This is a genomic window from Pseudomonas sp. S1_G07, from assembly GCF_054668565.1.
In genome coordinates, this window is record NZ_CP162778.1 from 2,028,156 (window position 1) to 2,049,732 (window position 21,577).

Sequence of the window (21,577 nt, forward strand, 5' to 3'; positions counted from 1 at the left end):
ACTGCCTTGAGGGTCGCCTGACATGGAGCGTCTTACGCGCTTTTTTGCCGCTTTGACTCGCTGGGGTCTGGGCCTGTGCGCCTTGCTGCTGGTATTGGCTGCGGTATACGTGAGCCTGGGGCGTGAGTTGACCCCGCTGGTTGCCGAATACCGTGCCGAAGTCGAAACCAGGGCCGAGGCCGCGTTGGGCATGCCCCTGCACGTCGGCAGCCTCGAGGGGCGCTGGAGCGGGTTTGCGCCGGTGTTGCTGGCCCACGACGTGATGGTGGGCGAGGGCAGCAATGCCTTGCGCCTGGACCAGGTCGAAGTGGTACCGGATATCTGGGCCAGCCTGATGGCGCGTGAAGTACGCCTCGCTCATCTGCGTGTCAGTGGCCTGCAACTGAGCGTAAAGGAAGACAAGGACGGTCATTGGGCGCTGCAGGGCCTGCCGGTGCAGGACGACCAGCCGCTGGCCCCGGAGCAATTGCTCACACGCCTGCAGATGGTTAAGCGTGTGTCGGTGCTCGACAGCCAGGTCACCTTGCAACCCTTCGAGCAGTCACCGTTGACCCTGACCTATGTCGGCCTGAGCCTGCACACGGGCATCACCCGCCAGCGCCTGGACGCACGCCTGACCTTGCCCGATGGCCAGCCCCTCGCGGTGAGCCTGAGCAGTCGCATCCGTGCCAGCCAGTGGCGGGACGCTGAAGTCGAGGCCTACCTGAGCCTGCCGCAGAGCGACTGGGCGAAGTGGATCCCGGCCAAGTGGACCCAGCAGTGGACACTCTCGCAGTTCAAGGCCGGTGGCGAATTCTGGTTGAGCTGGGGCGGCGGCACCGTGCAACGCGCGGTGGTGCGCCTCAACTCGCCCCAGGTGAAGGGCCGTTACGCCGACCGCAAGCCGGTGCACATTGAAAACCTCGCGCTGACGGCCTACCTGCAACGCAGTGAGACCGGCCTCAAGGTGCTGTTCGATTCACTGGCGATGAGCCTGGGGGATACCCGTTGGGAGTCGCGCCTGCAGTTGCAGCAAACCTTGGCGACCGATAAGGACCTGGAGGTCTGGAAGCTGCAGGCCGACCGCCTGGACCTGACCCCCATCACACCACTGCTCAACGCCCTGGCGCCGCTGCCGGAAGGCTTCGCCAAGACCGTCGAACACCTTAAAGCCACCGGCCTGCTGCGTAATGTGCTGGTGGATTTCCGCCCGCAGGACAGCAGCGATCAGAAAGTCAGTTTCGCCGCCAACCTGGAGCGCGTGGGCTTTGACGCTTACTTCGGCGCCCCGGCCGCGCGCAACGTGTCCGGCAGCATCAGCGGCGACCTGGGCCATGGCGAGTTGCGCATGGACAGCAAGGATTTTTCCCTGCACCTCGATCCGATCTTCGCCAAGCCCTGGCAATACCTTCAGGCCAACGCGCGCCTGACCTGGAAGCTTGATAAGCAAGGCTTCACGCTGATCGCCCCCTATATCAAAGTGCTGGGGGAGGAGGGCAAGATCGCCGCCGACTTCCTGATTCGCCTGAGTTTCGACCACAACCAGGAAGACTATATGGACCTGCGGGTCGGCATGGTCGATGGCGATGGGCGTTTTACCCCGAAATACCTGCCGGCGGTGTTGAGCCCGGCGCTGGACGAGTGGCTGCGCACCGCCATTCTCAAGGGCGCGGTGGACCAGGGGTTCTTCCAATACCAGGGTTCGTTGAACCACGATGCGCTGCCGGCTTCGCGCAATATCAGCCTGTTCTTCAAGGTGCATGACGCCGAACTGGCATTCCAGCCGGGCTGGCCTCATGTGAGCAAGGTCAATGGCGAGGTGTTTGTCGAGGAAAGCGGCGTACGCATCCTGGCCAGCAAGGGCCAATTGCTCGATACCAAGGTCAAGGATGTCTACGTCAATATTCCTCACGCGCCCGCCGGCAAGGAAAGCCATCTGTTGCTCACGGGTGGTTTTGCCGGTGGCCTGGGCGATGGCCTGAAAATCCTGCAGGAGGCGCCGATTGGTACGGCGTCCACCTTCGCTGGCTGGAAAGGCGAAGGTGACCTGCAGGGCAAGCTGGACCTGGATGTTCCCCTGGACAAGGGGCTGGAGCCCAGGATCGTGGTGGATTTCCAGACCGACAAGGCGCGCCTGCAATTGGCCGAGCCGACTCTGGACCTGACGCAGCTCAAGGGCGATTTCCGCTTTGACAGCGCCAAGGGCCTCAGCGGCCAGAACATCACGGCCCAGGCGTTCGACCGGCCGATCACCGCGCAGATTTTCGCCGATGGCAAGCCTGGGGATATCAGCACCCGTGTGGTCGCCAAGGGCCAGGTTACGGTCAAGAGGCTGACGGACTGGTTAAAAATGACTCAGCCGTTGCCGGTGTCCGGCGATATTCCGTATCAGTTGCAGCTCAACCTGGACGGTGCCGACAGCCAGCTGATGGTCAGCTCCAACCTCAAGGGGGTGGCGGTGGACTTGCCGGCGCCGTTCGGCATGCCGGCCAGCCAAGGGCGTGACAGCATATTCCGCATGACGTTGCAGGGCGCCGAGCGCCGCTATTGGTTCGGCTATGGCGAGTTGGCGAACTTCACCTTTGCCGCGCCGCCGGACAAATTCAGCGATGGCCGTGGCGAGTTGTTCCTGGGCGATGGCGAGGCGGTGCTGCCAGGTGCCAAGGGCTTGCGCATTCGTGGCGTGCTCTCGGAGCTGGACATCGATCCCTGGCGAAAACTGGTTAACCAATATGCCGGCAATGATCCTGGCGGCAGTGCCAAGCAGTTGCTCAGCGGTGCCGATTTCAAGGTGGGCAAGCTCACCGGGTTGGGGACTCGATTCGATCAGGTCACCCTGCATCTGGACCGTAAACCCGACGCCTGGGCCTTGCAGCTCGATAGCCTGCAGGCCAAGGGGCGCGTGGACCTGCCGGACGCCAAGGGCGCGCCGATTGCGGTCAATCTGAACTATGTGAAGCTGCCGGCGGTGGATCCTACGGTGCAGGCTGATGAAAATGCGCCGGACCCACTGGCCAGCATCGATCCCAAGGACATTCCGGCACTGGATATTGCCATTGATCAACTGTTCCAGGGCCCCGACCTGGTGGGCGCCTGGTCGCTGAAAATCCGTCCGACCGCCAAGGGCCTGGCCTTCAACAATCTGGACCTGGGGCTGAAGGGCATGGAGCTCAAGGGGGCTGGCGGCTGGGAAGGCGCAGCGGGTGACAGCAGCAGTTGGTACAAAGGGCGACTGGACGGCAAGAACATCGGCGATGTGCTCAAGGGCTGGGGCTATGCACCCACAGTCACCAGCGAAGACTTCCATCTGGACGTTGACGGGCGGTGGCCAGGTTCGCCTGCCTGGGTCGGGCCAAAGCGCTTTTCCGGCAGCCTGGATGCGGCCTTTCGCAAAGGCCAGTTCGTTGAAGTGGAAGGCGGCGCCCAAGCCCTGCGGGTATTTGGCCTGCTCAATTTCAACTCCATCGGGCGCCGATTGCGTCTGGACTTCTCCGACCTGCTCGGTAAAGGCTTGAGCTACGACCGGGTCAAAGGCCTGTTGGCCGCCAGTGATGGTGTATTCGTGACCCGTGAGCCGATTACCCTGACCGGGCCTTCGAGCAACCTGGAACTGAACGGCACCCTTGACCTGGTGGCCGACCGCGTCGATGCCAAACTGCTGGTGACCCTGCCGGTGACCAACAACCTGCCGATCGCTGCGTTGATCGTCGGCGCGCCGGCGATTGGCGGTGCCTTGTTTCTGATCGACAAGCTGATCGGTGACCGGGTTTCGCGCTTTGCCAGTGTGCAATACAAAGTGGAAGGGCCTTGGAAGGATCCAAAAATCACCTTTGACAAGCCATTTGAAAAACCAAACTGAGAGCCTGTGGAGTAGCATGACGGCAAGCCCATTGAGGAGTGTCGGCCCATGTCCTTTGCGGTAATTCAAATGGTCAGCCAGAGCGATGTGCTGGCGAACCTGGCCCAGGCCCGGCGCCTGCTGGAGCAAGCGGCGGCGGGCGGCGCGAAGCTGGCGGTATTGCCGGAAAACTTCGCGGCCATGGGGCGTCGCGATGTGGCGGATATCGGTCGTGCCGAGGCGCTGGGCGAAGGTCCGATTCTGCCGTGGTTGAAACAGACCGCACGCGACCTCACCTTATGGATAGTGGCTGGCACATTGCCGTTGCCGCCCAAGGATCAGCCAAACGCGAAGGCCAATGCCTGCTCGCTGCTGGTCGATGATCAGGGTGAGATCGTCGCTCGTTACGACAAATTGCATTTGTTCGATGTCGACGTGGCGGACGCTCGAGGTCGCTATCGCGAGTCTGATGACTATGCGTTGGGTGGCAATGTGGTGGTGGCGGATACGCCGGTCGGCCGCTTGGGCCTGACGGTGTGCTACGACCTGCGCTTTCCCGAGCTGTACAGCGAATTGCGCGCGGCCGGGGCGGAACTGATTACCGCGCCCTCGGCGTTTACCGCGGTGACCGGCGCCGCGCACTGGGATGTGCTGATTCGTGCACGCGCCATCGAAACCCAGTGCTACCTGCTGGCGGCTGCCCAGGGCGGCGTGCATCCGGGACCACGGGAAACCTATGGGCATGCGGCGATTGTCGACCCCTGGGGGCGGGTGCTGGCACAACAGGATCAAGGCGATGCGGTGCTGTTGGCCGAGCGCGACAAGAGTGAACAGGCGTCGATACGGGCGCGCATGCCGGTGGTCAACCATCGGCGCTTTTTCTCGCAGGGCGCACAGCGGCCTGCTTCGGAACGATGAATTTAAGGCCAAACCTATGAGCGAGTTGTTGTCCTCAGTCAGTGAACACCTCCTGGCACCCGGTGGCGTGACCATCGAAAGCTTGCAAGCGGTGCTGGGCGATCTCGCCGGGCCGGGCATCGACGCCGCCGACCTGTATTTCCAGGGGCAGATCTCCGAGTCCTGGTCCCTGGAAGATGGCATCGTCAAGGAAGGCAGTTTCAACCTCGACCAAGGCGTGGGCGTGCGGGCGCAGTCCGGCGAAAAAACCGGTTTTGCCTACAGCAACGCAATCACCCTGGAAGCCTTGGGCCTGGCCGCGCGTGCGGCGCGCTCGATTTCCCGTGCCGGCCAACATGGCACGGTGCAGGCGTTCAGTACCCAGGACGTGACCCAGTTGTACGCGCCGGATAACCCCCTTGACGTGATCAGCCGCGCGGAAAAGGTCGACTTGCTCAAGCGTATCGATGTGGCCACCCGTGCCCTGGACCCGCGTATCCAACAGGTCTCCGTGAGCATGGCCGGTGTGTGGGAACGCATCCTGGTGGCTTCCACCGACGGCGGCCTGGCGGCGGATGTGCGACCGTTGGTGCGTTTTAACGTGAGCGTGATCGTCGAACAGAACGGTCGCCGAGAGCGCGGAGGCCATGGCGGCGGCGGGCGTACCGACTACCGTTATTTTCTCGCTGAGGACCGGGCCATGGGCTATGCCCGTGAAGCGCTGCGTCAGGCGCTGGTGAACCTGGAGGCCATTCCGGCGCCGGCGGGTACCTTGCCGGTGGTGCTGGGGTCGGGCTGGTCCGGGGTGTTGCTCCACGAAGCGGTGGGCCACGGCCTGGAAGGTGACTTCAACCGCAAGGGCAGCTCTGCCTACAGCGGGCGCATGGGGGAAATGGTCGCGTCCAAGCTCTGCACCATCGTCGATGACGGCACCCTGGCCGGTCGTCGGGGTTCGCTGAGCGTCGATGACGAAGGCACGCCCACCGAATGCACCACCTTGATCGAAAACGGCGTGCTCAAGGGCTACATGCAAGACAAGCTCAATGCCCGCCTGATGGGGGTGGCGCGTACCGGTAACGGCCGCCGTGAGTCCTACGCGCACTTGCCGATGCCGCGCATGACCAACACCTACATGCTCGGTGGCGAAAGCGACCCGGCGGAAATCATCGCCTCGGTCAAGCGCGGCATTTATTGCGCCAACCTCGGTGGTGGCCAGGTGGATATTACCAGCGGCAAGTTTGTGTTTTCCACCAGCGAGGCGTACCTGATCGAAGACGGCAAGATTACCGCGCCGGTCAAAGGCGCAACGTTGATAGGTAACGGGCCGGAAGCCATGAGCAAGGTGTCGATGGTCGGTAACGACCTGTCGCTGGACAGCGGCGTGGGCACTTGCGGGAAGGATGGGCAGTCGGTGCCGGTGGGTGTCGGCCAGCCAACGCTGAAAATCGATGCGATCACCGTGGGTGGCACGGGGTCGTAAGCGGTGGAGCGTCGGGTGGCGAAGACCGCCACCCGGGGAAGGGCATCAGCGCAGGCCGCGTTGAGTCTCGTCCAGCTCACGGATGTACTTGAAGATTTTACGGCTGGTGGCCGGCGCCTTGTTATGCGCCAGTTCGTGCTGGGCCTGACGGATCAGGGAGCGCAGTTGCTGGCGGTCCGCGTCCGGGTAGTCCAGCACGAATTTCTCCAGCACCGCGTCATCGCCTGAGATCAGGCGGTCACGCCACCGCTCCAGGTTATGGAAGCGTTCGTTGTACTGGCGGGTGGAGGCATCGGTTTGATCAAGCAAGGCCAGAATGGCGTCAGTGTCCTGATCACGCATCAGTTTGCCGATAAACATGATGTGCCGTTTACGCGCGATATTCGCGCTGTGCTTGGGCGCATCCTTCAAGGCCCGGCGCATTTCGTCGGTCAGTGGCAGTTTTGCGATCAAGTCAGGCTTGAGCGTTGTAAGGCGCTCGCCGAGGTCAACCAGAGCATGCAGCTCGCGTTTGACCTGGGTTTTGCTTTTCTCCCCATCGAGGGAGTCGTCGTAAGAATCAACCATGGTGGCAGTCCGCAAAGAAACGCCGCCATGATAACCAGTCGGGGGCCGCTTGTCCGGCCCGGTCGCTCGATGGCCTTAACCGAAAGCAGAATTTGAGTGGAGAAAACCATGAGTGCAGCCCAAAGCGTCGGTCCGCAAGCGTTACCGGCCCTTCAGGAACAAGTCGAGCAGATCCTTGCCGAGGCCAAGCGCCAGGGGGCGAGCGCCTGTGAAGTCGCTGTGTCGCTGGAGCAGGGGCTGTCGACATCGGTGCGTCAGCGGGAAGTGGAAACCGTCGAGTTCAACCGCGACCAGGGGTTTGGCATCACGTTGTACGTGGGCCAGCGCAAAGGCTCGGCCAGTACCTCGGCCAACGGTCCGGAAGCCATCCGCGAGACCGTGGCCGCCGCCTTGGCGATCGCCAAGCATACCTCCGAGGACGAAAGCTCGGGCCTGGCCGACAAGGCGCTGATGGCCAAGGACGTGAAGGATTTCGATCTGTTCCATGCCTGGGACATCACCCCTGAGCAGGCCATCGAACTGGCCTTGACCTGTGAAGCCGCCGCGTTCGATGCCGATGCCCGCATCAAGAATGCCGATGGCACCACATTGAGCACTCACCAGGGGTGCCGCGTCTATGGCAACAGTCACGGGTTTATCGGTGGCTATGCCTCCACGCGTCACAGCTTGAGCTGCGTGATGATCGCCGAGGCCAATGGCCAGATGCAGCGTGACTACTGGTACGACGTGAGCCGCCAGGGCGAATTGCTCGCCGACCCGGCAAGTATTGGCCAGCGCGCCGCACAACGTGCCGCGAGCCGCCTGGGCGCCCGCCCGGTGCCGACTTGTGAAGTGCCTGTGCTGTTTTCTGCGGAGCTGGCCGGTGGTTTGTTCGGTAGTTTCCTCGGGGCAATTTCCGGCGGCAATCTGTATCGCAAGTCTTCGTTCCTTGAAGGTGCAATAGGCCAGAAGCTGTTTCCTGAGTGGATGACGATCGATGAGCGTCCGCACTTGATGCGTGCGATGGGCAGCTCGGCGTTCGACGGCGATGGCCTGGCCACTTATGCCAAGCCGTTCGTCGAAAAAGGCGAGTTGGTGTCCTACATTTTGGGCACCTACGCGGGTCGCAAGCTCGGCCTGCCAAGCACCGCCAACTCAGGCGGCGTCCATAACCTGTTCGTGAGCCATGGAAGCGAAGACCAGGCGGCGCTGCTGCGGCGTATGGGGCGTGGCCTGCTGGTGACCGAATTGATGGGCCATGGCCTGAACATGGTCACTGGTGATTATTCCCGGGGCGCGGCGGGGTTCTGGGTGGAAAACGGTGAGATCCAGTTCGCCGTCCAGGAAGTGACCATCGCCGGCAATATGCGCGACATGTTCAAGCAAATCGTCGCGGTGGGTAACGACCTGGAATTGCGTAGCAACATTCGCACGGGGTCGGTGTTGATCGAGCGAATGACCGTCGCCGGTAGCTGACCCTCCCTCGCTTCACAAAAAAGGCGCGCCATCCCGCAGATGGCGCGCCTTTTTTGTGGGCGTGATTCAGGACGATTAATGCGCCGAGCTTGTTTTGATTCTTAATATCATTTAATAATAAATATCATTACCGAGTGAGCGTGGATCATGAGTTCTGTCCTGCATGAGGATCCGTACCTGGAAAGCTGGCGCTGGATGAGTCGTCAGATTCGCTGTGGCCTCGATCCCGATGAGCCTCGCCTGATCGAACATTACCTCAACGAGGGACGATATTTGGCGTGCTGCACCGCGACCCATCCGTGGACGATCGCCGAAACGTCACTGCGTTTATTGATCGACACCGCCAGCGATATCGCGCTGCCCTGGCACTGGCGCTCCCTGTGCCTTGACCAGGCCTGGCGCCCCCTGCGTGACCTGGAACGACTTTCCCACTGTGCCTGCCGCCTCAAGCGCTGGCAGGCCTTTGCCTGGCAATTGGCGACATGCGAATTGCAGCCTTCGATTTCCCTTTCTGACCTGGCGCAAGGATCTTCCGATGAGTAACACCCGTATCGAACGCGACAGCATGGGCGAACTGCAAGTACCTGCCGAGGCCTTGTATGGCGCGCAGACCCAGCGCGCGGTTAACAACTTCCCGATCAGCCATCAACGTATGCCGGCGCAATTCATTCGTGCGCTGATCCTGGCCAAGGTCGCGGCGGCCAAGGTCAACGTCGAGCTCAAGCAGATCGGCGAAGGGCAGGGCAAGGCCATCGTCGATGCCGCCCAGGGTCTGCTGGAAGGTGATTTCATGCGCCACTTCCCGGTGGATATCTTCCAGACCGGCTCCGGCACCAGCTCAAACATGAACGCCAACGAGGTGATCGCGACCCTCGCCAGCCGCTTGCTGGGCGAGGCGGTCAACCCTAACGATCACGTCAACTGCGGCCAAAGCAGCAATGACATCATTCCGACCACCCTCCACGTCAGTGCCGCACTGGTGCTCCATGAGCAAACGTTGCCTGCGTTGCAGCACCTGGTAGAGGTGATCGAGCGCAAAGCCGAAGACGTTCACCCGTTCATCAAGACCGGCCGCACGCACCTGATGGACGCCATGCCGGTACGCATGAGCCAGGTGCTCAATGGCTGGGCGCAGCAACTCAGGGCCAATATCGGCCACCTGCAAGACATGCTGCCGAGCTTGCAAGCGTTGGCACAGGGCGGCACGGCGGTGGGCACCGGGATCAATGCACACCCGCAATTCGCCGCGCGTTTCAGCCAGCAATTGAGCAGTCTCACTGGCGTGAAATTCACGCCGGGCAAGAACCTGTTCGCGCTGATCGGCTCTCAGGATACCGTCGTCGCCGTCTCCGGCCAGTTGAAAGCCACCGCCGTATCACTGATGAAAATCGCCAACGACCTGCGCTGGATGAACTCCGGCCCGCTCGCGGGCCTGGGGGAAATCGAGCTGGAGGGCCTGCAGCCCGGCTCCTCGATCATGCCGGGCAAGGTCAACCCGGTCATCCCGGAGGCCACCGCCATGGTTGCCGCGCAAGTGATTGGCAACGACACGGTGATCACCGTTGCCGGCCAATCCGGCAACTTCGAGCTGAACGTGATGCTGCCGATCATCGCCCAGAACCTGCTCAGCAGCCTCGAGTTGCTGGCCAATTCCAGCCGTCTGTTGGCGGACAAAGCCATTGCCAGCTTCAAGGTTAATGACGCCAAGCTCAAGGAAGCGCTGTCGCGCAACCCGATCCTGGTCACCGCGCTCAACCCGATCATTGGTTACCAAAAGGCCGCTGAAATCGCCAAGAAGGCTTATCAGCAAGGCCGTCCGATCATCGATGTGGCTCTCGAGCACACCGACCTGCCTCGCAGCCAACTGGAAGTCCTGTTGGATCCGGAAAAACTCACGGCCGGCGGCGTGTAATCACCGACCCTGCTTTGGAGGCTGACCATGGAGCACTGGAAACGCACGATCGAACGGGCCAATCGTTGCTTTATGGCGGGCGAATGGGTTGACGCTCGCGAGGCCTATCTGCAAGCCCTGGCCCTGGCTCAAGTGCTGTTCGAACGCTGGGCGGATGCCGACGAAGCAGTCGCGGCTTGCGTCATCTCCCATCACAACCTGGCGGATCTGCACCTGCGCCTGAATCAACCGGAAGAAAGCGCCGAGTACCTCTGCGCCATCCATCAGCGCCTGTTGCAGGCCATCCAAGACCCGCGACTCAGCCCGCAACTGCGCGAAGCGGCCCTGCGCCAGAGCAGCAAGACCTACGTTGAACTACTGAATTTCATCAGCGATCACGGCGAGTACCCACGTACCGATCGCTTACTGGGCGGTACTGCCGCGCAGCCGATCACGCCTCAATACGGAGCACATTGAAATGACTTACACCTTGCCTGCCTTGCCCTATGCATACGATGCCCTGGAACCGCATATCGATGCGCAAACCATGGAAATTCACTACACCAAGCACCACCAGACCTACATCAATAACCTCAATGCCGCAGTTGAAGGTACCGAGTATGCTGGTTGGCCAGTGGAAAAACTGGTGTCCCGCGTGCAGCAACTGCCGGAAAAACTGCGCGCGGCGGTGATCAATCAAGGCGGTGGTCACGCCAATCACTCGTTGTTCTGGGCGGTGATGTCGCCTAAAGGCGGCGGCAAGCCCGACGGGGCGCTGGGGACAGCCATCGAAGAGCAGTTGGGCGGTTTCGATAGCTTCAAGGAGGCCTTCACCAAAGCCGCCTTGACCCGCTTCGGCAGTGGTTGGGCGTGGCTCAGCGTCACCCCGCAAAAGGTCCTGATTGTGGAAAGCAGCGGCAACCAGGACAGCCCACTGATGAATGGCAACACGCCGATCCTCGGCCTGGATGTCTGGGAACATGCTTACTACCTGCGATACCAGAACCGTCGCCCTGAATACATCAATGCCTTCTACAGTGTCATTAACTGGCCGGAAGTTGCCGCACGCTATCAGGCCGCGTTGGTCTGACCCCCACTTCCTTAACCGGATCCAAGGTCGTCTATGGGCACTGAAATACTGGCGGTCAGCGGCGTTCGCATGTTTCGTTATGCGTTCGGCTCGCTGTTGCTATTAGCAGGTACCGCATTGCTGGTGGCTCACGCGCTGGCCTGGCTGGACCTGGAGCCGCGCATCCTGCGTGCGTTGCAAGGCGGCGCGATCTGCGCGCTCGGCACGGCGCTGGGCGCGGTGCCGGTACTGGTTATCCGGCGTATGCCGGTGGCGTTGAGCGATACCTTATTGGGCTTTGGTGCGGGCGTGATGCTCGCGGCCACCGCCTTTTCGCTGGTCGTGCCGGGTATTGGCGCCGCTGAAAGCCTCGGGCTCTCGCCTTGGGGCGCCGGCGGCCTGATCAGCTTCGGCATCCTGCTGGGCGCATTCGGGCTGTACCTGGTCGACCGCAAGGTTTCCGGCGCGAGCCCGGAGATGCTGGTGGGCGCGCCGGGTAAACCGGTGATCGCGCCGCGGATCTGGCTGTTCGTGTTTGCCATCATCGCCCACAATATCCCCGAAGGCATGGCCGTGGGCGTTTCCGCTGGCGGCGGAATGCCGGATGCCGACAGCCTGGCCATGGGCATTGCTGTGCAGGATGTGCCCGAAGGTCTTGTGATTGCGTTGGTATTGGCCGGAGCGGGGATGTCGCGGGTCAAGGCATTCCTGATCGGCGCCGCGTCAGGTTTGGTGGAGCCGGTGTTCGCCGTGCTCTGCGCCTGGCTGGTGACCCTGGCCGAGGTGCTGTTGCCTTTGGGCCTGGCATTGGCCGCGGGGGCAATGTTGTTGGTGGTCACCCACGAAGTGATTCCAGAGTCGCGGCGCAATGGTCATGAAAAGCTCGCCAGCCTGGGATTGTGCATCGGGTTTTGCTTGATGATGGTGATGGATACGGCGCTGGGTTAGACCGTACTTTTTGCAGGCGTGAGTCTGCTTGCGCCGTCAGGATGGGTTATTCGCCTTCGTCGAATTTGTTATTGATCAACTCCACCAGTGCATCCAGTGCGTCCTGTTCCTCTTCGCCTTCGGTACTCAAGTGAATCTTGGTGCCTTTGCCGGCCGCCAGCATCATCATGGCCATGATGCTTTTGCCATCGACCATGGAGTCTGGAGTACGCCCGGCGCGAATCTGGCAAGGAAACTTACCGGCAACGCCGACGAACTTGGCTGAGGCCCGGGCGTGCAAACCCAGCTTGTTGATGATTTCAATTTCACGAGCAGGCATCGCGGGGGTGTTCCTTTCAGCTAAGGTCGCGGTGGCGAACCTGGACATTCTTTAGGGTTTGTTGCAGTACCTGGCCCAGGCGTTCGGTCAGGTAGACAGAGCGGTGGTGGCCGCCAGTACAGCCGATGGCAATGGTGACATAGGCCCGGTTGCTCGCGGCGAAGCGCGGCAGCCATTTGAGCAAGTAGCTGGAAATATCCTGGAACATTTCCTCCACGTCCGGTTGCGCCGCCAGGTACTCGGCCACTGGCTGGTCCAACCCGGACTGCTCACGCAATTCCGGCTTCCAGTAGGGGTTGGGCAGGCAGCGTACATCGAACACCAAATCCGCATCTACCGGCATGCCACGCTTGAAGCCAAACGACTCTACGAGAAACGCCGTACCCGGCTCCGGCTGGTTCAGCAGGCGCAGCTTGATCGCATCGCGCAGCTGATACAGGTTGAGGCTGGTGGTGTTGATCTTGAGGTCGGCGAGGTCAATGATCGGTCCCAGCAGCTTGGTTTCGTCCTCGATGGCTTCCGCCAGGGAGCGGTGGGGGCTGCTGAGGGGGTGGCGACGACGGGTCTCGGAGAAGCGCTTGAGCAGCGTCTCCTCGTCGGCATCCAGATACAGCACGTCGCAATGAATGTGCTTGGCGCGCACCTCTTCGAGCAATTCCGGGAACCGCGTGAGGTGGCTGGGCAGGTTGCGGGCGTCAATCGAAACGGCGACCAGGGGTTGCGCCAGTTCGGTATGGATCAGCGCACGCTCCGCCAACTCCGGCAGCAAGCCGGCCGGCAGATTGTCGATGCAATAGAAGCCGCTGTCCTCGAGAACATTGAGGGCGGTACTTTTACCCGAGCCTGAACGGCCGCTGACGATGATCAAACGCATGATTACTGCCTGTTTTGTTCATCCAGGACAACTTGGTACAGGGCCTCGTTGCTGTTGGCACTGCGCAGCTTGTCGCGTACGTCCTCGCGGTCGAGCATGCTGGCGATCTGCCGGAGCAGTTCCAGGTGTGCATCGGTGGCGGCCTCTGGCACCAGCAGAACAAACAGCAGGTCGACCGGGGCGCCGTCGATGGCGTCGAAATCGATGGAGGCTTCCAGATGCAGGAGGGCGCTGACGGGCGTATCACAGCCTTTGAGGCGACAGTGAGGAATAGCGATGCCATTGCCAAAACCGGTGGAGCCGAGTTTTTCACGGGCAACCAGTGCCTCGAAGACATCTTGCATCTCCAGATCCGGCACTTCGCGGTGGATCAGCTTGGCAATTTCTTCGAGGGCTTTCTTCTTGCTGCCGCCCGGCACGTTCACGAGTGAACGGCCGGGGGTCAGGATGGTTTCAAGTCGGATCATGGGGGGGAGTTAACGACCTGTACCTTGCATCAGGTGCAGATTCTTTTCCTTATGCTTTATGAGTTGACGATCGAGCTTGTCGTAGAGCGAATCAATCGCCGCGTACATATCTTCATGTTCCGCATTGGCGACGAGCTTGGCATTCGGTACGTGCAGGGTGGCTTCGATTTTCTGCTTGAGCTTATCGACCTCCATGATGACCTGCACGTTGGTGATCTTGTCAAAATGCCCCGCAAGCTTGTTCAGCTTGCTCTCGGTGTACTCGCGCAGGGGCTTGGTGACTTCCAGTTGGTGTCCACTGATGTTGACTTGCATACAGCTTCTCCTTCGTTGCCAGTGCATAAAGCGGCGGGTAGGAATACCCGCCACTGGAACGCTGTGGCCCGCCCGTCACATCAAACGCTTACGCTCGCTGGAAGGCGCGATCCCGAGGGATTCGCGGTACTTGGCGACGGTTCGACGGGCGACCTGAATGCCTTGTGCCTCCAGTAAACCAGCGATCTTGCTGTCACTCAACGGCTTTTTCTGATTTTCCGCGGCAACCAGTTTTTTGATGATCGCGCGGATCGCCGTGGACGAGCATTCGCCGCCTTCGGAGGTGCTGACATGGCTGGAGAAAAAGTATTTCAGCTCATATATACCCCGTGGGGTATGCATGAATTTTTGCGTGGTTACCCGGGAAATCGTCGATTCATGCATGCCAACCGCCTCGGCGATGTCATGCAGGACCAAAGGCTTCATCGCTTCGTCACCGTACTCCAGGAAGCCGCGCTGGTGCTCGACGATCTGGGTGGCGACTTTCATCAGGGTTTCGTTGCGACTCTGCAGGCTCTTGATGAACCAGCGGGCCTCCTGCAACTGGTTGCGCATGAAGGTGTTGTCGGCGCTGGTATCGGCGCGACGTACAAAACCTGCGTATTGCGGGTTGACCCGCAGGCGTGGCACTGACTCCTGGTTCAGCTCCACGAGCCAGCGCTCGTTATCCTTGCGTACGATCACGTCAGGGACCACGTATTCAGCTTCACTGGACTCGATTTGCGAGCCCGGGCGCGGGTTGAGGCTCTGCACCAGCTCGATCACCTGGCGCAACTCGTCTTCCTTGAGCTTCATGCGGCGCATCAGTTGACTGTAGTCACGGCTGCCCAGCAGGTCGATGTAATCGGTGACCAGGCGCTGTGCTTCGGCGAGCCAAGGGGTCTTGGCCGGTAACTGACGCAGTTGCAGCAAGAGGCACTCGCCAAGAGTGCGCGCGCCGATACCGGCCGGCTCGAATTGTTGGATGCGGTGCAGGACGGCTTCGATTTCGTCCAGCTCGATGTCCAGTTCCGGGTCGAAGGCCTCAAGGATCTCGTCGAGTGTCTCGTCCAGATAGCCCTGGTTATTGATGCAGTCGATCAGGGTGACGGCGATCAGCCGATCGGTATCCGACATCGGCGCAAGATTCAGTTGCCACAACAGATGGCTCTGCAGGCTTTCGCCTGCGGAAGTGCGGGTCGTGAAATCCCACTCGTCATCATCATTGCTGGGCAGGCTGCTGGCGCTGGTCTGGTAGACGTCCTCCCAGGCGGTATCCACCGGCAGCTCGTTGGGGATGCGTTCGTTCCAATCGCCTTCCTCGAGGTTATCCACCGTAGGGGCGGTTTCCTGGTAGGAGGGTTCCTGCACGTCGGAATTGGGTTTTTGCTCGATGTTGTCGGCCAGGGGGTCTGCATTATCGAAGTCGTCGCCTTCTTCCTGGCGTTCGAGCATCGGATTGGACTCCAGGGCCTCCTGGATTTCCTGTTGCAGGTCCAGGGTCGACAATTGGAGCAGGCGGATGGCCTGTTGCAGCTGCGGTGTCATCGTCAGCTGCTGGCCCATTCTCAGGACTAGCGATGGTTTCATGGCAGGGGCTTAACACCTTATTCGCCGGCGCAATGCGCCATCCACGACAGGGCGCGTGAGCGCCAAACATAAGCAAATTATATGCCTGATATCGAAGGTTTTGCCTAGAGCGCAGTAACAATAAAAATCCGAAGGTTTTCATTGACTCCCGCGCTTCGGGCAAACGACCTGCCACCACCGTGTTTGCACTGGCAGGTTTACAGGCGGAACTCGTGACCCAGGTACACTTCCTTGACCAGTTCGTTGGCCAGGATGGTGGCAGAGTCGCCTTCGGCGATCAGTTGGCCATCGTTGACGATATAGGCTGTTTCGCAGATATCGAGGGTCTCACGTACGTTGTGGTCGGTGATCAACACACCAATACCCTTGGCCTTGAGATGATGGATGATCTGCTTGATGTCGCCGACCGAAATGGGGTCGACGCCCGCGAACGGTTCGTCCAGCAGGATGAACTTGGGCGCGGTGGCCAGGGCGCGGGCAATTTCCACGCGGCGGCGCTCACCACCGGACAGGCTCATGCCAAGGTTGTCGCGGATGTGGTTGATGTGGAATTCCTGCAGCAGGCTTTCCAGCTCCTGCCGGCGGCCGTCGCGGTCGAGTTCTTTGCGGGTCTCAAGGATGGCCATGATGTTGTCGGCCACCGAGAGCTTGCGGAAGATCGACGCTTCCTGAGGAAGATAGCCGATACCGGCACGAGCGCGGCCGTGCATGGGCTGGTGGCTGACATCCAGGTCGTCGATCAGCACGCGCCCCTGGTCCGCCTGGACCAGGCCGACGATCATGTAGAAGCACGTGGTCTTGCCGGCGCCGTTGGGGCCGAGCAGGCCGACGATCTGGCCACTGTCGATCGACAGGCTGACATCGCGCACGACCTGACGGCTTTTATAGGCCTTGGCCAGATGCTGGGCTTTCAGGGTTGCCATTACTCGGCCTTCTTCTTCGGCTGGATAACCATGTCGATACGCGGACGTGGCGCGGTTACCTTGGTGCCATTGGCGCGACCGGCGTTGGCCACCTGTTTCACGGTGTCATAGGTGATCTTCTCACCTTCCGTGGAGTTGCCATCGGGGCTGAGCACCTTGGCCTGGTCGATCAGCACGATACGGTTTTGCTGGGCGTGATACTGGATGGTCTTGCCGTAGCCCTTCATCGGGCCGGTGTCGGTAGCGGACTGCTTCTGTTCGAAGTAGGCCAGGTTGCCCACCGACGTCACCACGTCAATGTCGCCTGCCGGGGTGCGCGTCAATGTCACTGTGTTGCCGGTGATCTTCATTGAACCCTGGGTGATGATCACGCCGCCCGTATAGGTGGCGACGCCTTGCTTGTCATCCAGTTGCGCATCGTCTGCCGAAATATGGATCGGTTGCTGGCTATCGTTCGGCAGAGCCCAGGCGCTCACGCTTCCCAGTGCTGCGCCCAGACTGAGCAAAATAGGGAGAGTTTTAACGAGCCTCATACTGTCCTCTTACGTTCGATAGCAGGTGTATCCTGCTTTCTTTCAAATACGCTTTCATTCCCTTGCCAGTCGATACACCGCCAGCGCCGTCGATTCTAACGTCTTGCTCGGTCTGCGCATATTGCTTCTGCGGGAATACGGTCATGCGACTGGAAGTAATCACCGTGTCGCGGTTCTGGGCGTCGGTGCGTGCGACGCGCACCGAGTCAATCAGTTCCACCTCGGTACCGTCCGGGTTCACCTCGCCACGCTTGCTGGTGACGTGCCATGGAAACTCGGTGCCGCGGTACAGGTTCAAGTCGGGGTTGGTCAGCAGGGTGACTTCGGAGGCCTTCAAATGCTCGACCTTGTCCGAGGTCATTTCGTACTGCACCTTGCCATCGGGCAGGAACTGTATGCTGTAGGCATTGGTGGCGTAATAGTCGATAGCGCCGTCGTCGACCTGCGCGGCAGGCTGGTCGAGGAAGCGCTCCGGGCTGATATTCCAGTAGCCCACCGCCAGGAACAGCGCGGCGATGACCCCGAATAGCAGGAAGTTGCGAATCTTTTTGCTTAGCATAAAAAGCTCTATAGGTAGGCGGCGTGGGCGGCTTCAAGGCTGCCCTGGGCACGCAGGATCAGCTCGCAGAACTCGCGGGCGGCACCTTCGCCGCCACGGGCGGTGGTAATGCCGTGGGCATGTTCGCGAACAAACGCCGCCGCATTGGCAACGGCCACGCCCAGGCCCACGCGGCGGATCACCGGCAAGTCGGGCAGGTCATCGCCCAGGTAGGCGACCTGCTCATAGCTTAGGTTGAGTTGGCCAAGAAGCTCGTCCAGGACCACCAGTTTATCCTCGCGGCCCTGATACAGGTGAGGAATACCCAGGTTTTGTGCGCGGCGTTCCACAACGGGGGTTTTTCGGCCGCTGATAATCGCGGTTTGCACGCCGGCGGCCATCAGCATCTTGATGCCCTGGCCGTCGAGAGTGTTGAATGTCTTGAATTCGCTGCCGTCTTCGAGAAAGTACAGGCGCCCATCGGTCAGCACACCGTCAACGTCGAAAATCGCCAACTTGATGTGTTTGCCGCGTTGCAACAGATCGTTGGTCATTTACATCACTCCCGCACGCAGCAAGTCGTGCATGTTCAGGGCGCCCACCGGGTGGTCGTCGCTATTGACCACCACCAGTGCGCCGATCTTGTGGTCTTCCATGATCTTCAAGGCTTCGGCTGCGAGCATTTCAGGGCGTGCGGTCTTGCCGTGGGGCGTCATCACGGCGTCGATGGTGGCGGTATGGATGTCGATGGTGCGGTCCAGGGTGCGGCGCAAATCGCCGTCGGTGAAGACACCGGCCAGGCGCCCATCGGCTTCCAGGATCACGGTCATGCCCAGGCCCTTGCGGGTCATTTCCATCAGGGCATCCTTCAGCAGGGTGCCACGCGGGACGTGGGGCAATTCATCGCCCGAATGCATGACGTTTTCCACTTTCAGCAGCAGTCGGCGGCCCAGGGCGCCACCCGGATGGGAAAACGCGAAGTCTTCGGCGGTGAACCCGCGGGCTTCCAGCAGCGCGACGGCCAGGGCATCACCCATGACCAGGGCGGCGGTGGTGGACGATGTCGGCGCCAGGTTCAGCGGGCAGGCCTCGTGGGCCACGTGCACGTTCAGGTTGACTTCGGCGGCCTTGGCCAGCGTCGACTCCGGGTTGCCGGTGATGCTGATCATCTTGATCCCCAGGCGCTTGATCAACGGCAGCAGGGTCACGATTTCGTTGGTGGTGCCGGAATTGGACAGCGCCAGGATGATGTCATCCTTGGTGATCATGCCCATGTCGCCGTGGCTGGCTTCGGCCGGGTGCACGAAAAACGCGGTGGTCCCGGTGCTGGCCAGGGTGGCGGCGATCTTATTGCCGATGTGGCCCGACTTGCCCATGCCGACCACCACAACGCGGCCCTTGCTGGCCAGAATCATCTCGCAGGCGCGCACGAAATCCGCGTCGATGTGGGCCAGCAAGCCTTCTACGGCTTCAAGCTCGAGGCGGATGGTGCGTTGCGCGGATTGAATAAGGTCGCTGGATTGGCTCATGTCTGAAATCGTATAGCCTGACGAAAAGTCGGCGATTATAGCGGTAATGATCAATTCCCTCACGTAAGTTCGTCAGGCTTTATTCCAAGGGGACGGAAGATTCCCTCTCGGTAACACAACCGGCAACGGATTTTCCCTGTACCGGATCTGAACAAGCGCTGTTCCGGCCTTGGGCGCGTTGCACCAGCAGTGATATAGTTCGCCGCCAGTTCGGTCCGCCCAGCCCATGTGGCTATCTATTGCGCAGCCGTTGCAAACGTTTATCGCATGCGTGGTGTCTGAGTGAGAGGCTGCATCCCAAGGAGTTTAGATGAGTGCCGATAACGCCTACGCGGTCGAGCTGAAGGGTCTGACCTTCAAGCGCGGGACGCGCAGCATCTTCAATAACGTCGATATTCGCATTCCCCGCGGCAAGGTCACGGGCATCATGGGGCCTTCCGGTTGCGGCAAGACCACCCTGTTGCGCCTGATGGGCATGCAATTGCGCCCCAATGCAGGCGAAGTGTGGGTCAACGGCCAGAACCTGCCGACGCTTTCGCGCAGCGATCTGTTCGATGCGCGCAAGCACATGGGCGTGCTGTTCCAGAGCGGCGCGCTGTTCACCGACCTCGATGTATTCGAGAACGTGGCGTTTCCGCTGCGGGTGCATACCCAGCTGTCCGATGAAATGATTCGTGACATTGTATTGCTGAAACTGCAGGCCGTTGGCCTTCGTGGCGCTATCGACCTGATGCCCGACGAACTCTCTGGTGGCATGAAGCGCCGCGTGGCCCTGGCGCGAGCCATCGCCCTCGACCCGCAGATCCTCATGTACGACGAGCCCTTCGTGGGCCAGGACCCGATTGCCATGGGCGTGCTGGTGCGCCTGATCCGCCTGCTCAACGATGCGCTGGGCATCACCAGTATCGTGGTCTCCCATGACCTTGCAGAAACCGCGAGCATTGCCGATTACCTCTATGTAGTCGGCGATGGCCAGGTGCTGGGGCAAGGCACGCCTGAAGAGCTGATGAACGCCGACAACCCGCGCATTCGCCAATTCATGACCGGCGATCCCGACGGCCCTGTGCCTTTTCACTTTCCGGCAGCGGATTACCGCTCAGATCTTCTGGGGAAGCGCTGATGCGCAAGACATCTCTTATCGAGAAGGTTCGCCTTTTCGGTCGCTCCGGCATCGACATCGTCGAAGTGCTGGGGCGTTCGACGATTTTCCTGTTCCACGCCCTGCTCGGGCGCGGTGGCATTGGTGGCGGCTTTGGCCTGCTGGTCAAGCAGCTGCATTCGGTGGGCGTGATGTCCCTGGTGATCATCGTGGTCTCCGGGGTGTTCATCGGCATGGTGCTGGCGCTGCAGGGGTTCAATATCCTCTCCAGCTACGGTTCGGAGCAGGCGGTAGGGCAGATGGTTGCCCTGACACTGTTGCGTGAACTGGGGCCGGTCGTGACCGCGTTGCTGTTCGCCGGGCGTGCGGGTTCCGCGCTGACTGCCGAAATAGGCAACATGAAGTCCACCGAGCAATTGTCCAGCCTGGAAATGATCGGCGTGGACCCGCTCAAATACATTGTTGCCCCGCGCCTGTGGGCCGGTTTCATATCCCTGCCATTGCTGGCGATGATCTTCAGCGTGGTGGGTATCTGGGGCGGTTCGTGGGTGGCGGTGGACTGGCTGGGCGTCTACGACGGCTCCTACTGGGCCAACATGCAAAACAGCGTGACCTTCAACGGCGATGTGCTCAATGGCATCATTAAAAGCATCGTCTTCGCCTTTGTAGTGACCTGGATCGCCGTATTCCAAGGCTATGACTGTGAGCCCACTTCAGAAGGGATCAGTCGCGCCACCACCAAGACCGTTGTGTACGCCTCGCTGGCAGTACTGGGCCTTGACTTCATTTTGACCGCCTTGATGTTTGGAGATTTCTGATGCAAAACCGCACTGTGGAAATCGGTGTCGGCCTTTTCTTGCTGGCTGGCATCCTGGCTTTACTGTTGCTGGCCCTGCGAGTCAGCGGCCTTTCGGCCAGCCCCACGGCCGATACTTATAAACTTTACGCGTACTTCGACAATATCGCCGGTTTGACTGTCAGAGCTAAAGTGACCATGGCCGGTGTGACCATCGGCAAGGTCTCGGCAATCGATCTGGACCGCGACAGCTTCACCGGTCGGGTGACGATGCAACTGGACAAGAAGGTCGACAATCTGCCGACCGACTCCACCGCATCCATCCTCACCGCGGGTCTGCTGGGCGAGAAATACATCGGTATCAGCGTGGGCGGGGAAACGGCCCTGCTCAAGGATGGTTCGACCATCCACGACACGCAGTCGTCGCTGGTGCTCGAGGACCTGATCGGAAAATTTTTGCTCAATACGGTCAATAAAGACGCCAAATGAGG

23 protein-coding genes are annotated in these 21,577 nt (G+C 60.7%); 12 read left to right on the forward strand and 11 right to left on the reverse strand.

Going from position 1 to position 21,577, the window contains the following annotated elements; all coding sequences use genetic code 11:
* The first annotated feature begins 22 nt into the window (after positions 1-22).
* Genes AB4O05_RS09260 through tldD form a run of 3 tightly spaced genes read left to right on the forward strand, consistent with a single transcriptional unit; the run spans position 23 to position 6,194 of the window.
* Positions 23-3,838 (forward strand): YhdP family protein, encoded by a 3,816-nt coding sequence (locus AB4O05_RS09260; RefSeq protein ID WP_460131462.1) that lies wholly within the window; start codon positions 23-25, stop codon positions 3,836-3,838.
* 48 nt (positions 3,839-3,886) lie between these two features.
* Positions 3,887-4,735 carry a carbon-nitrogen hydrolase family protein gene (locus AB4O05_RS09265; RefSeq protein WP_460131461.1) on the forward strand — a complete coding sequence of 283 codons (849 nt, stop codon included), beginning with the start codon at positions 3,887-3,889 and terminating at the stop codon, positions 4,733-4,735.
* Between the two features lie 16 nt (positions 4,736-4,751).
* Positions 4,752-6,194 (forward strand): metalloprotease TldD, encoded by a 1,443-nt coding sequence (tldD, locus tag AB4O05_RS09270; protein ID WP_460131460.1) that lies wholly within the window; start codon positions 4,752-4,754, stop codon positions 6,192-6,194.
* 45 nt (positions 6,195-6,239) lie between these two features.
* On the opposite strand, the gene yjgA is transcribed toward tldD, so the two are convergent.
* Positions 6,240-6,761, reverse strand: coding sequence for a ribosome biogenesis factor YjgA (yjgA, locus tag AB4O05_RS09275; RefSeq protein WP_460131459.1), 522 nt, complete (start codon positions 6,759-6,761; stop codon positions 6,240-6,242).
* A 108-nt stretch (positions 6,762-6,869) separates the two neighbouring features.
* On the opposite strand from yjgA, the gene pmbA reads away from it, so the two are divergent.
* The 6 genes from pmbA to AB4O05_RS09305 all read left to right on the forward strand — a co-directional run bounded on the left by pmbA (position 6,870) and on the right by AB4O05_RS09305 (position 12,124).
* The gene (gene pmbA, locus AB4O05_RS09280) at positions 6,870-8,216 is read left to right on the forward strand and encodes a metalloprotease PmbA (RefSeq protein ID WP_460131458.1); all 1,347 of its coding nucleotides are present in this window, start codon (positions 6,870-6,872) and stop codon (positions 8,214-8,216) included.
* A 147-nt stretch (positions 8,217-8,363) separates the two neighbouring features.
* Positions 8,364-8,759 carry a FagA protein gene (locus AB4O05_RS09285; protein WP_460131457.1) on the forward strand — a complete coding sequence of 132 codons (396 nt, stop codon included), beginning with the start codon at positions 8,364-8,366 and terminating at the stop codon, positions 8,757-8,759.
* Positions 8,752-10,128, forward strand: a complete 1,377-nt coding sequence (locus AB4O05_RS09290) for a class II fumarate hydratase (protein WP_460131456.1) — start codon at positions 8,752-8,754, stop codon at positions 10,126-10,128. The genes AB4O05_RS09285 and AB4O05_RS09290 overlap by 8 nt, the downstream gene beginning before the upstream one ends.
* Before the next feature lie 27 nt (positions 10,129-10,155).
* Positions 10,156-10,584, forward strand: a complete 429-nt coding sequence (locus AB4O05_RS09295) for a hypothetical protein (RefSeq protein WP_460131455.1) — start codon at positions 10,156-10,158, stop codon at positions 10,582-10,584.
* A gap of 1 nt (position 10,585) precedes the next feature.
* The gene (locus tag AB4O05_RS09300) at positions 10,586-11,197 is read left to right on the forward strand and encodes a superoxide dismutase (RefSeq protein WP_460131454.1); all 612 of its coding nucleotides are present in this window, start codon (positions 10,586-10,588) and stop codon (positions 11,195-11,197) included.
* Positions 11,198-11,230: 33 nt separating this feature from the next.
* Entirely contained in the window at positions 11,231-12,124 is an 894-nt protein-coding gene (locus AB4O05_RS09305; protein ID WP_460131453.1) for a ZIP family metal transporter, read from the forward strand.
* Positions 12,125-12,170: 46 nt separating this feature from the next.
* Here the strand turns inward: AB4O05_RS09305 and AB4O05_RS09310 are convergent, their stop codons facing one another.
* From AB4O05_RS09310 to AB4O05_RS09355, 10 genes are all read right to left on the reverse strand, one after another.
* Positions 12,171-12,443 (reverse strand): HPr family phosphocarrier protein, encoded by a 273-nt coding sequence (locus AB4O05_RS09310; protein ID WP_460131452.1) that lies wholly within the window; start codon positions 12,441-12,443, stop codon positions 12,171-12,173.
* A 16-nt stretch (positions 12,444-12,459) separates the two neighbouring features.
* Positions 12,460-13,317 (reverse strand): RNase adapter RapZ, encoded by an 858-nt coding sequence (gene rapZ, locus AB4O05_RS09315; protein ID WP_460131450.1) that lies wholly within the window; start codon positions 13,315-13,317, stop codon positions 12,460-12,462.
* 2 nt (positions 13,318-13,319) lie between these two features.
* Positions 13,320-13,784 (reverse strand): PTS IIA-like nitrogen regulatory protein PtsN, encoded by a 465-nt coding sequence (gene ptsN / locus AB4O05_RS09320; protein WP_460131449.1) that lies wholly within the window; start codon positions 13,782-13,784, stop codon positions 13,320-13,322.
* Positions 13,785-13,793: 9 nt separating this feature from the next.
* Entirely contained in the window at positions 13,794-14,099 is a 306-nt protein-coding gene (gene hpf / locus AB4O05_RS09325) for a ribosome hibernation-promoting factor, HPF/YfiA family (RefSeq protein WP_003171804.1), read from the reverse strand.
* A gap of 75 nt (positions 14,100-14,174) precedes the next feature.
* Positions 14,175-15,668: an RNA polymerase factor sigma-54 gene (locus AB4O05_RS09330; RefSeq protein WP_460131448.1), complete on the reverse strand. Its 1,494-nt coding sequence runs from the start codon at positions 15,666-15,668 to the stop codon at positions 14,175-14,177.
* A gap of 197 nt (positions 15,669-15,865) precedes the next feature.
* Positions 15,866-16,591 (reverse strand): LPS export ABC transporter ATP-binding protein, encoded by a 726-nt coding sequence (lptB, locus tag AB4O05_RS09335; protein WP_004372092.1) that lies wholly within the window; start codon positions 16,589-16,591, stop codon positions 15,866-15,868.
* Entirely contained in the window at positions 16,591-17,124 is a 534-nt protein-coding gene (lptA, locus tag AB4O05_RS09340; RefSeq protein ID WP_460131446.1) for a lipopolysaccharide transport periplasmic protein LptA, read from the reverse strand. Before lptA ends, lptB begins: the two co-directional genes overlap by 1 nt.
* Positions 17,111-17,683 (reverse strand): LPS export ABC transporter periplasmic protein LptC, encoded by a 573-nt coding sequence (gene lptC / locus AB4O05_RS09345; RefSeq protein WP_460131445.1) that lies wholly within the window; start codon positions 17,681-17,683, stop codon positions 17,111-17,113. The genes lptA and lptC overlap by 14 nt, the downstream gene beginning before the upstream one ends.
* Positions 17,684-17,691: 8 nt before the next feature.
* Complete coding sequence (locus tag AB4O05_RS09350) at positions 17,692-18,216, reverse strand: KdsC family phosphatase (protein WP_460131443.1); 525 nt, start codon at positions 18,214-18,216, stop codon at positions 17,692-17,694.
* Positions 18,217-19,191, reverse strand: coding sequence for a KpsF/GutQ family sugar-phosphate isomerase (locus tag AB4O05_RS09355; protein ID WP_460131441.1), 975 nt, complete (start codon positions 19,189-19,191; stop codon positions 18,217-18,219).
* A 310-nt stretch (positions 19,192-19,501) separates the two neighbouring features.
* Here AB4O05_RS09355 and AB4O05_RS09360 point away from each other — a divergent pair, with 310 nt between their 5' ends.
* From AB4O05_RS09360 to mlaD, 3 genes are read left to right on the forward strand one after another with little or no spacing between them, the layout of a single operon-like run.
* Positions 19,502-20,311, forward strand: a complete 810-nt coding sequence (locus tag AB4O05_RS09360) for an ATP-binding cassette domain-containing protein (RefSeq protein ID WP_247395984.1) — start codon at positions 19,502-19,504, stop codon at positions 20,309-20,311.
* Positions 20,311-21,108: a lipid asymmetry maintenance ABC transporter permease subunit MlaE gene (gene mlaE, locus AB4O05_RS09365; protein ID WP_460131439.1), complete on the forward strand. Its 798-nt coding sequence runs from the start codon at positions 20,311-20,313 to the stop codon at positions 21,106-21,108. The genes AB4O05_RS09360 and mlaE overlap by 1 nt, the downstream gene beginning before the upstream one ends.
* Positions 21,108-21,575 carry an outer membrane lipid asymmetry maintenance protein MlaD gene (gene mlaD, locus AB4O05_RS09370; protein WP_247395982.1) on the forward strand — a complete coding sequence of 156 codons (468 nt, stop codon included), beginning with the start codon at positions 21,108-21,110 and terminating at the stop codon, positions 21,573-21,575. Before mlaE ends, mlaD begins: the two co-directional genes overlap by 1 nt.
* Positions 21,576-21,577 lie beyond the last annotated feature (2 nt).

Bases quoted from the DNA above. Each gene is read 5' to 3' on its own strand.
- AB4O05_RS09260 (WP_460131462.1), top strand. From the start codon at position 23: ATGGAGCGTCTTACGCGCTTTTTTGCCGCTTTGACTCGCTGGGGTCTG.
- AB4O05_RS09265 (WP_460131461.1), top strand. From the start codon at position 3,887: ATGTCCTTTGCGGTAATTCAAATGGTCAGCCAGAGCGATGTGCTGGCG.
- tldD (WP_460131460.1), top strand. From the start codon at position 4,752: ATGAGCGAGTTGTTGTCCTCAGTCAGTGAACACCTCCTGGCACCCGGT.
- yjgA (WP_460131459.1), bottom strand. From the start codon at position 6,761: ATGGTTGATTCTTACGACGACTCCCTCGATGGGGAGAAAAGCAAAACC.
- pmbA (WP_460131458.1), top strand. From the start codon at position 6,870: ATGAGTGCAGCCCAAAGCGTCGGTCCGCAAGCGTTACCGGCCCTTCAG.
- AB4O05_RS09285 (WP_460131457.1), top strand. From the start codon at position 8,364: ATGAGTTCTGTCCTGCATGAGGATCCGTACCTGGAAAGCTGGCGCTGG.
- AB4O05_RS09290 (WP_460131456.1), top strand. From the start codon at position 8,752: ATGAGTAACACCCGTATCGAACGCGACAGCATGGGCGAACTGCAAGTA.
- AB4O05_RS09295 (WP_460131455.1), top strand. From the start codon at position 10,156: ATGGAGCACTGGAAACGCACGATCGAACGGGCCAATCGTTGCTTTATG.
- AB4O05_RS09300 (WP_460131454.1), top strand. From the start codon at position 10,586: ATGACTTACACCTTGCCTGCCTTGCCCTATGCATACGATGCCCTGGAA.
- AB4O05_RS09305 (WP_460131453.1), top strand. From the start codon at position 11,231: ATGGGCACTGAAATACTGGCGGTCAGCGGCGTTCGCATGTTTCGTTAT.
- AB4O05_RS09310 (WP_460131452.1), bottom strand. From the start codon at position 12,443: ATGCCTGCTCGTGAAATTGAAATCATCAACAAGCTGGGTTTGCACGCC.
- rapZ (WP_460131450.1), bottom strand. From the start codon at position 13,317: ATGCGTTTGATCATCGTCAGCGGCCGTTCAGGCTCGGGTAAAAGTACC.
- ptsN (WP_460131449.1), bottom strand. From the start codon at position 13,784: ATGATCCGACTTGAAACCATCCTGACCCCCGGCCGTTCACTCGTGAAC.
- hpf (WP_003171804.1), bottom strand. From the start codon at position 14,099: ATGCAAGTCAACATCAGTGGACACCAACTGGAAGTCACCAAGCCCCTG.
- AB4O05_RS09330 (WP_460131448.1), bottom strand. From the start codon at position 15,668: ATGAAACCATCGCTAGTCCTGAGAATGGGCCAGCAGCTGACGATGACA.
- lptB (WP_004372092.1), bottom strand. From the start codon at position 16,591: ATGGCAACCCTGAAAGCCCAGCATCTGGCCAAGGCCTATAAAAGCCGT.
- lptA (WP_460131446.1), bottom strand. From the start codon at position 17,124: ATGAGGCTCGTTAAAACTCTCCCTATTTTGCTCAGTCTGGGCGCAGCA.
- lptC (WP_460131445.1), bottom strand. From the start codon at position 17,683: ATGCTAAGCAAAAAGATTCGCAACTTCCTGCTATTCGGGGTCATCGCC.
- AB4O05_RS09350 (WP_460131443.1), bottom strand. From the start codon at position 18,216: ATGACCAACGATCTGTTGCAACGCGGCAAACACATCAAGTTGGCGATT.
- AB4O05_RS09355 (WP_460131441.1), bottom strand. From the start codon at position 19,191: ATGAGCCAATCCAGCGACCTTATTCAATCCGCGCAACGCACCATCCGC.
- AB4O05_RS09360 (WP_247395984.1), top strand. From the start codon at position 19,502: ATGAGTGCCGATAACGCCTACGCGGTCGAGCTGAAGGGTCTGACCTTC.
- mlaE (WP_460131439.1), top strand. From the start codon at position 20,311: ATGCGCAAGACATCTCTTATCGAGAAGGTTCGCCTTTTCGGTCGCTCC.
- mlaD (WP_247395982.1), top strand. From the start codon at position 21,108: ATGCAAAACCGCACTGTGGAAATCGGTGTCGGCCTTTTCTTGCTGGCT.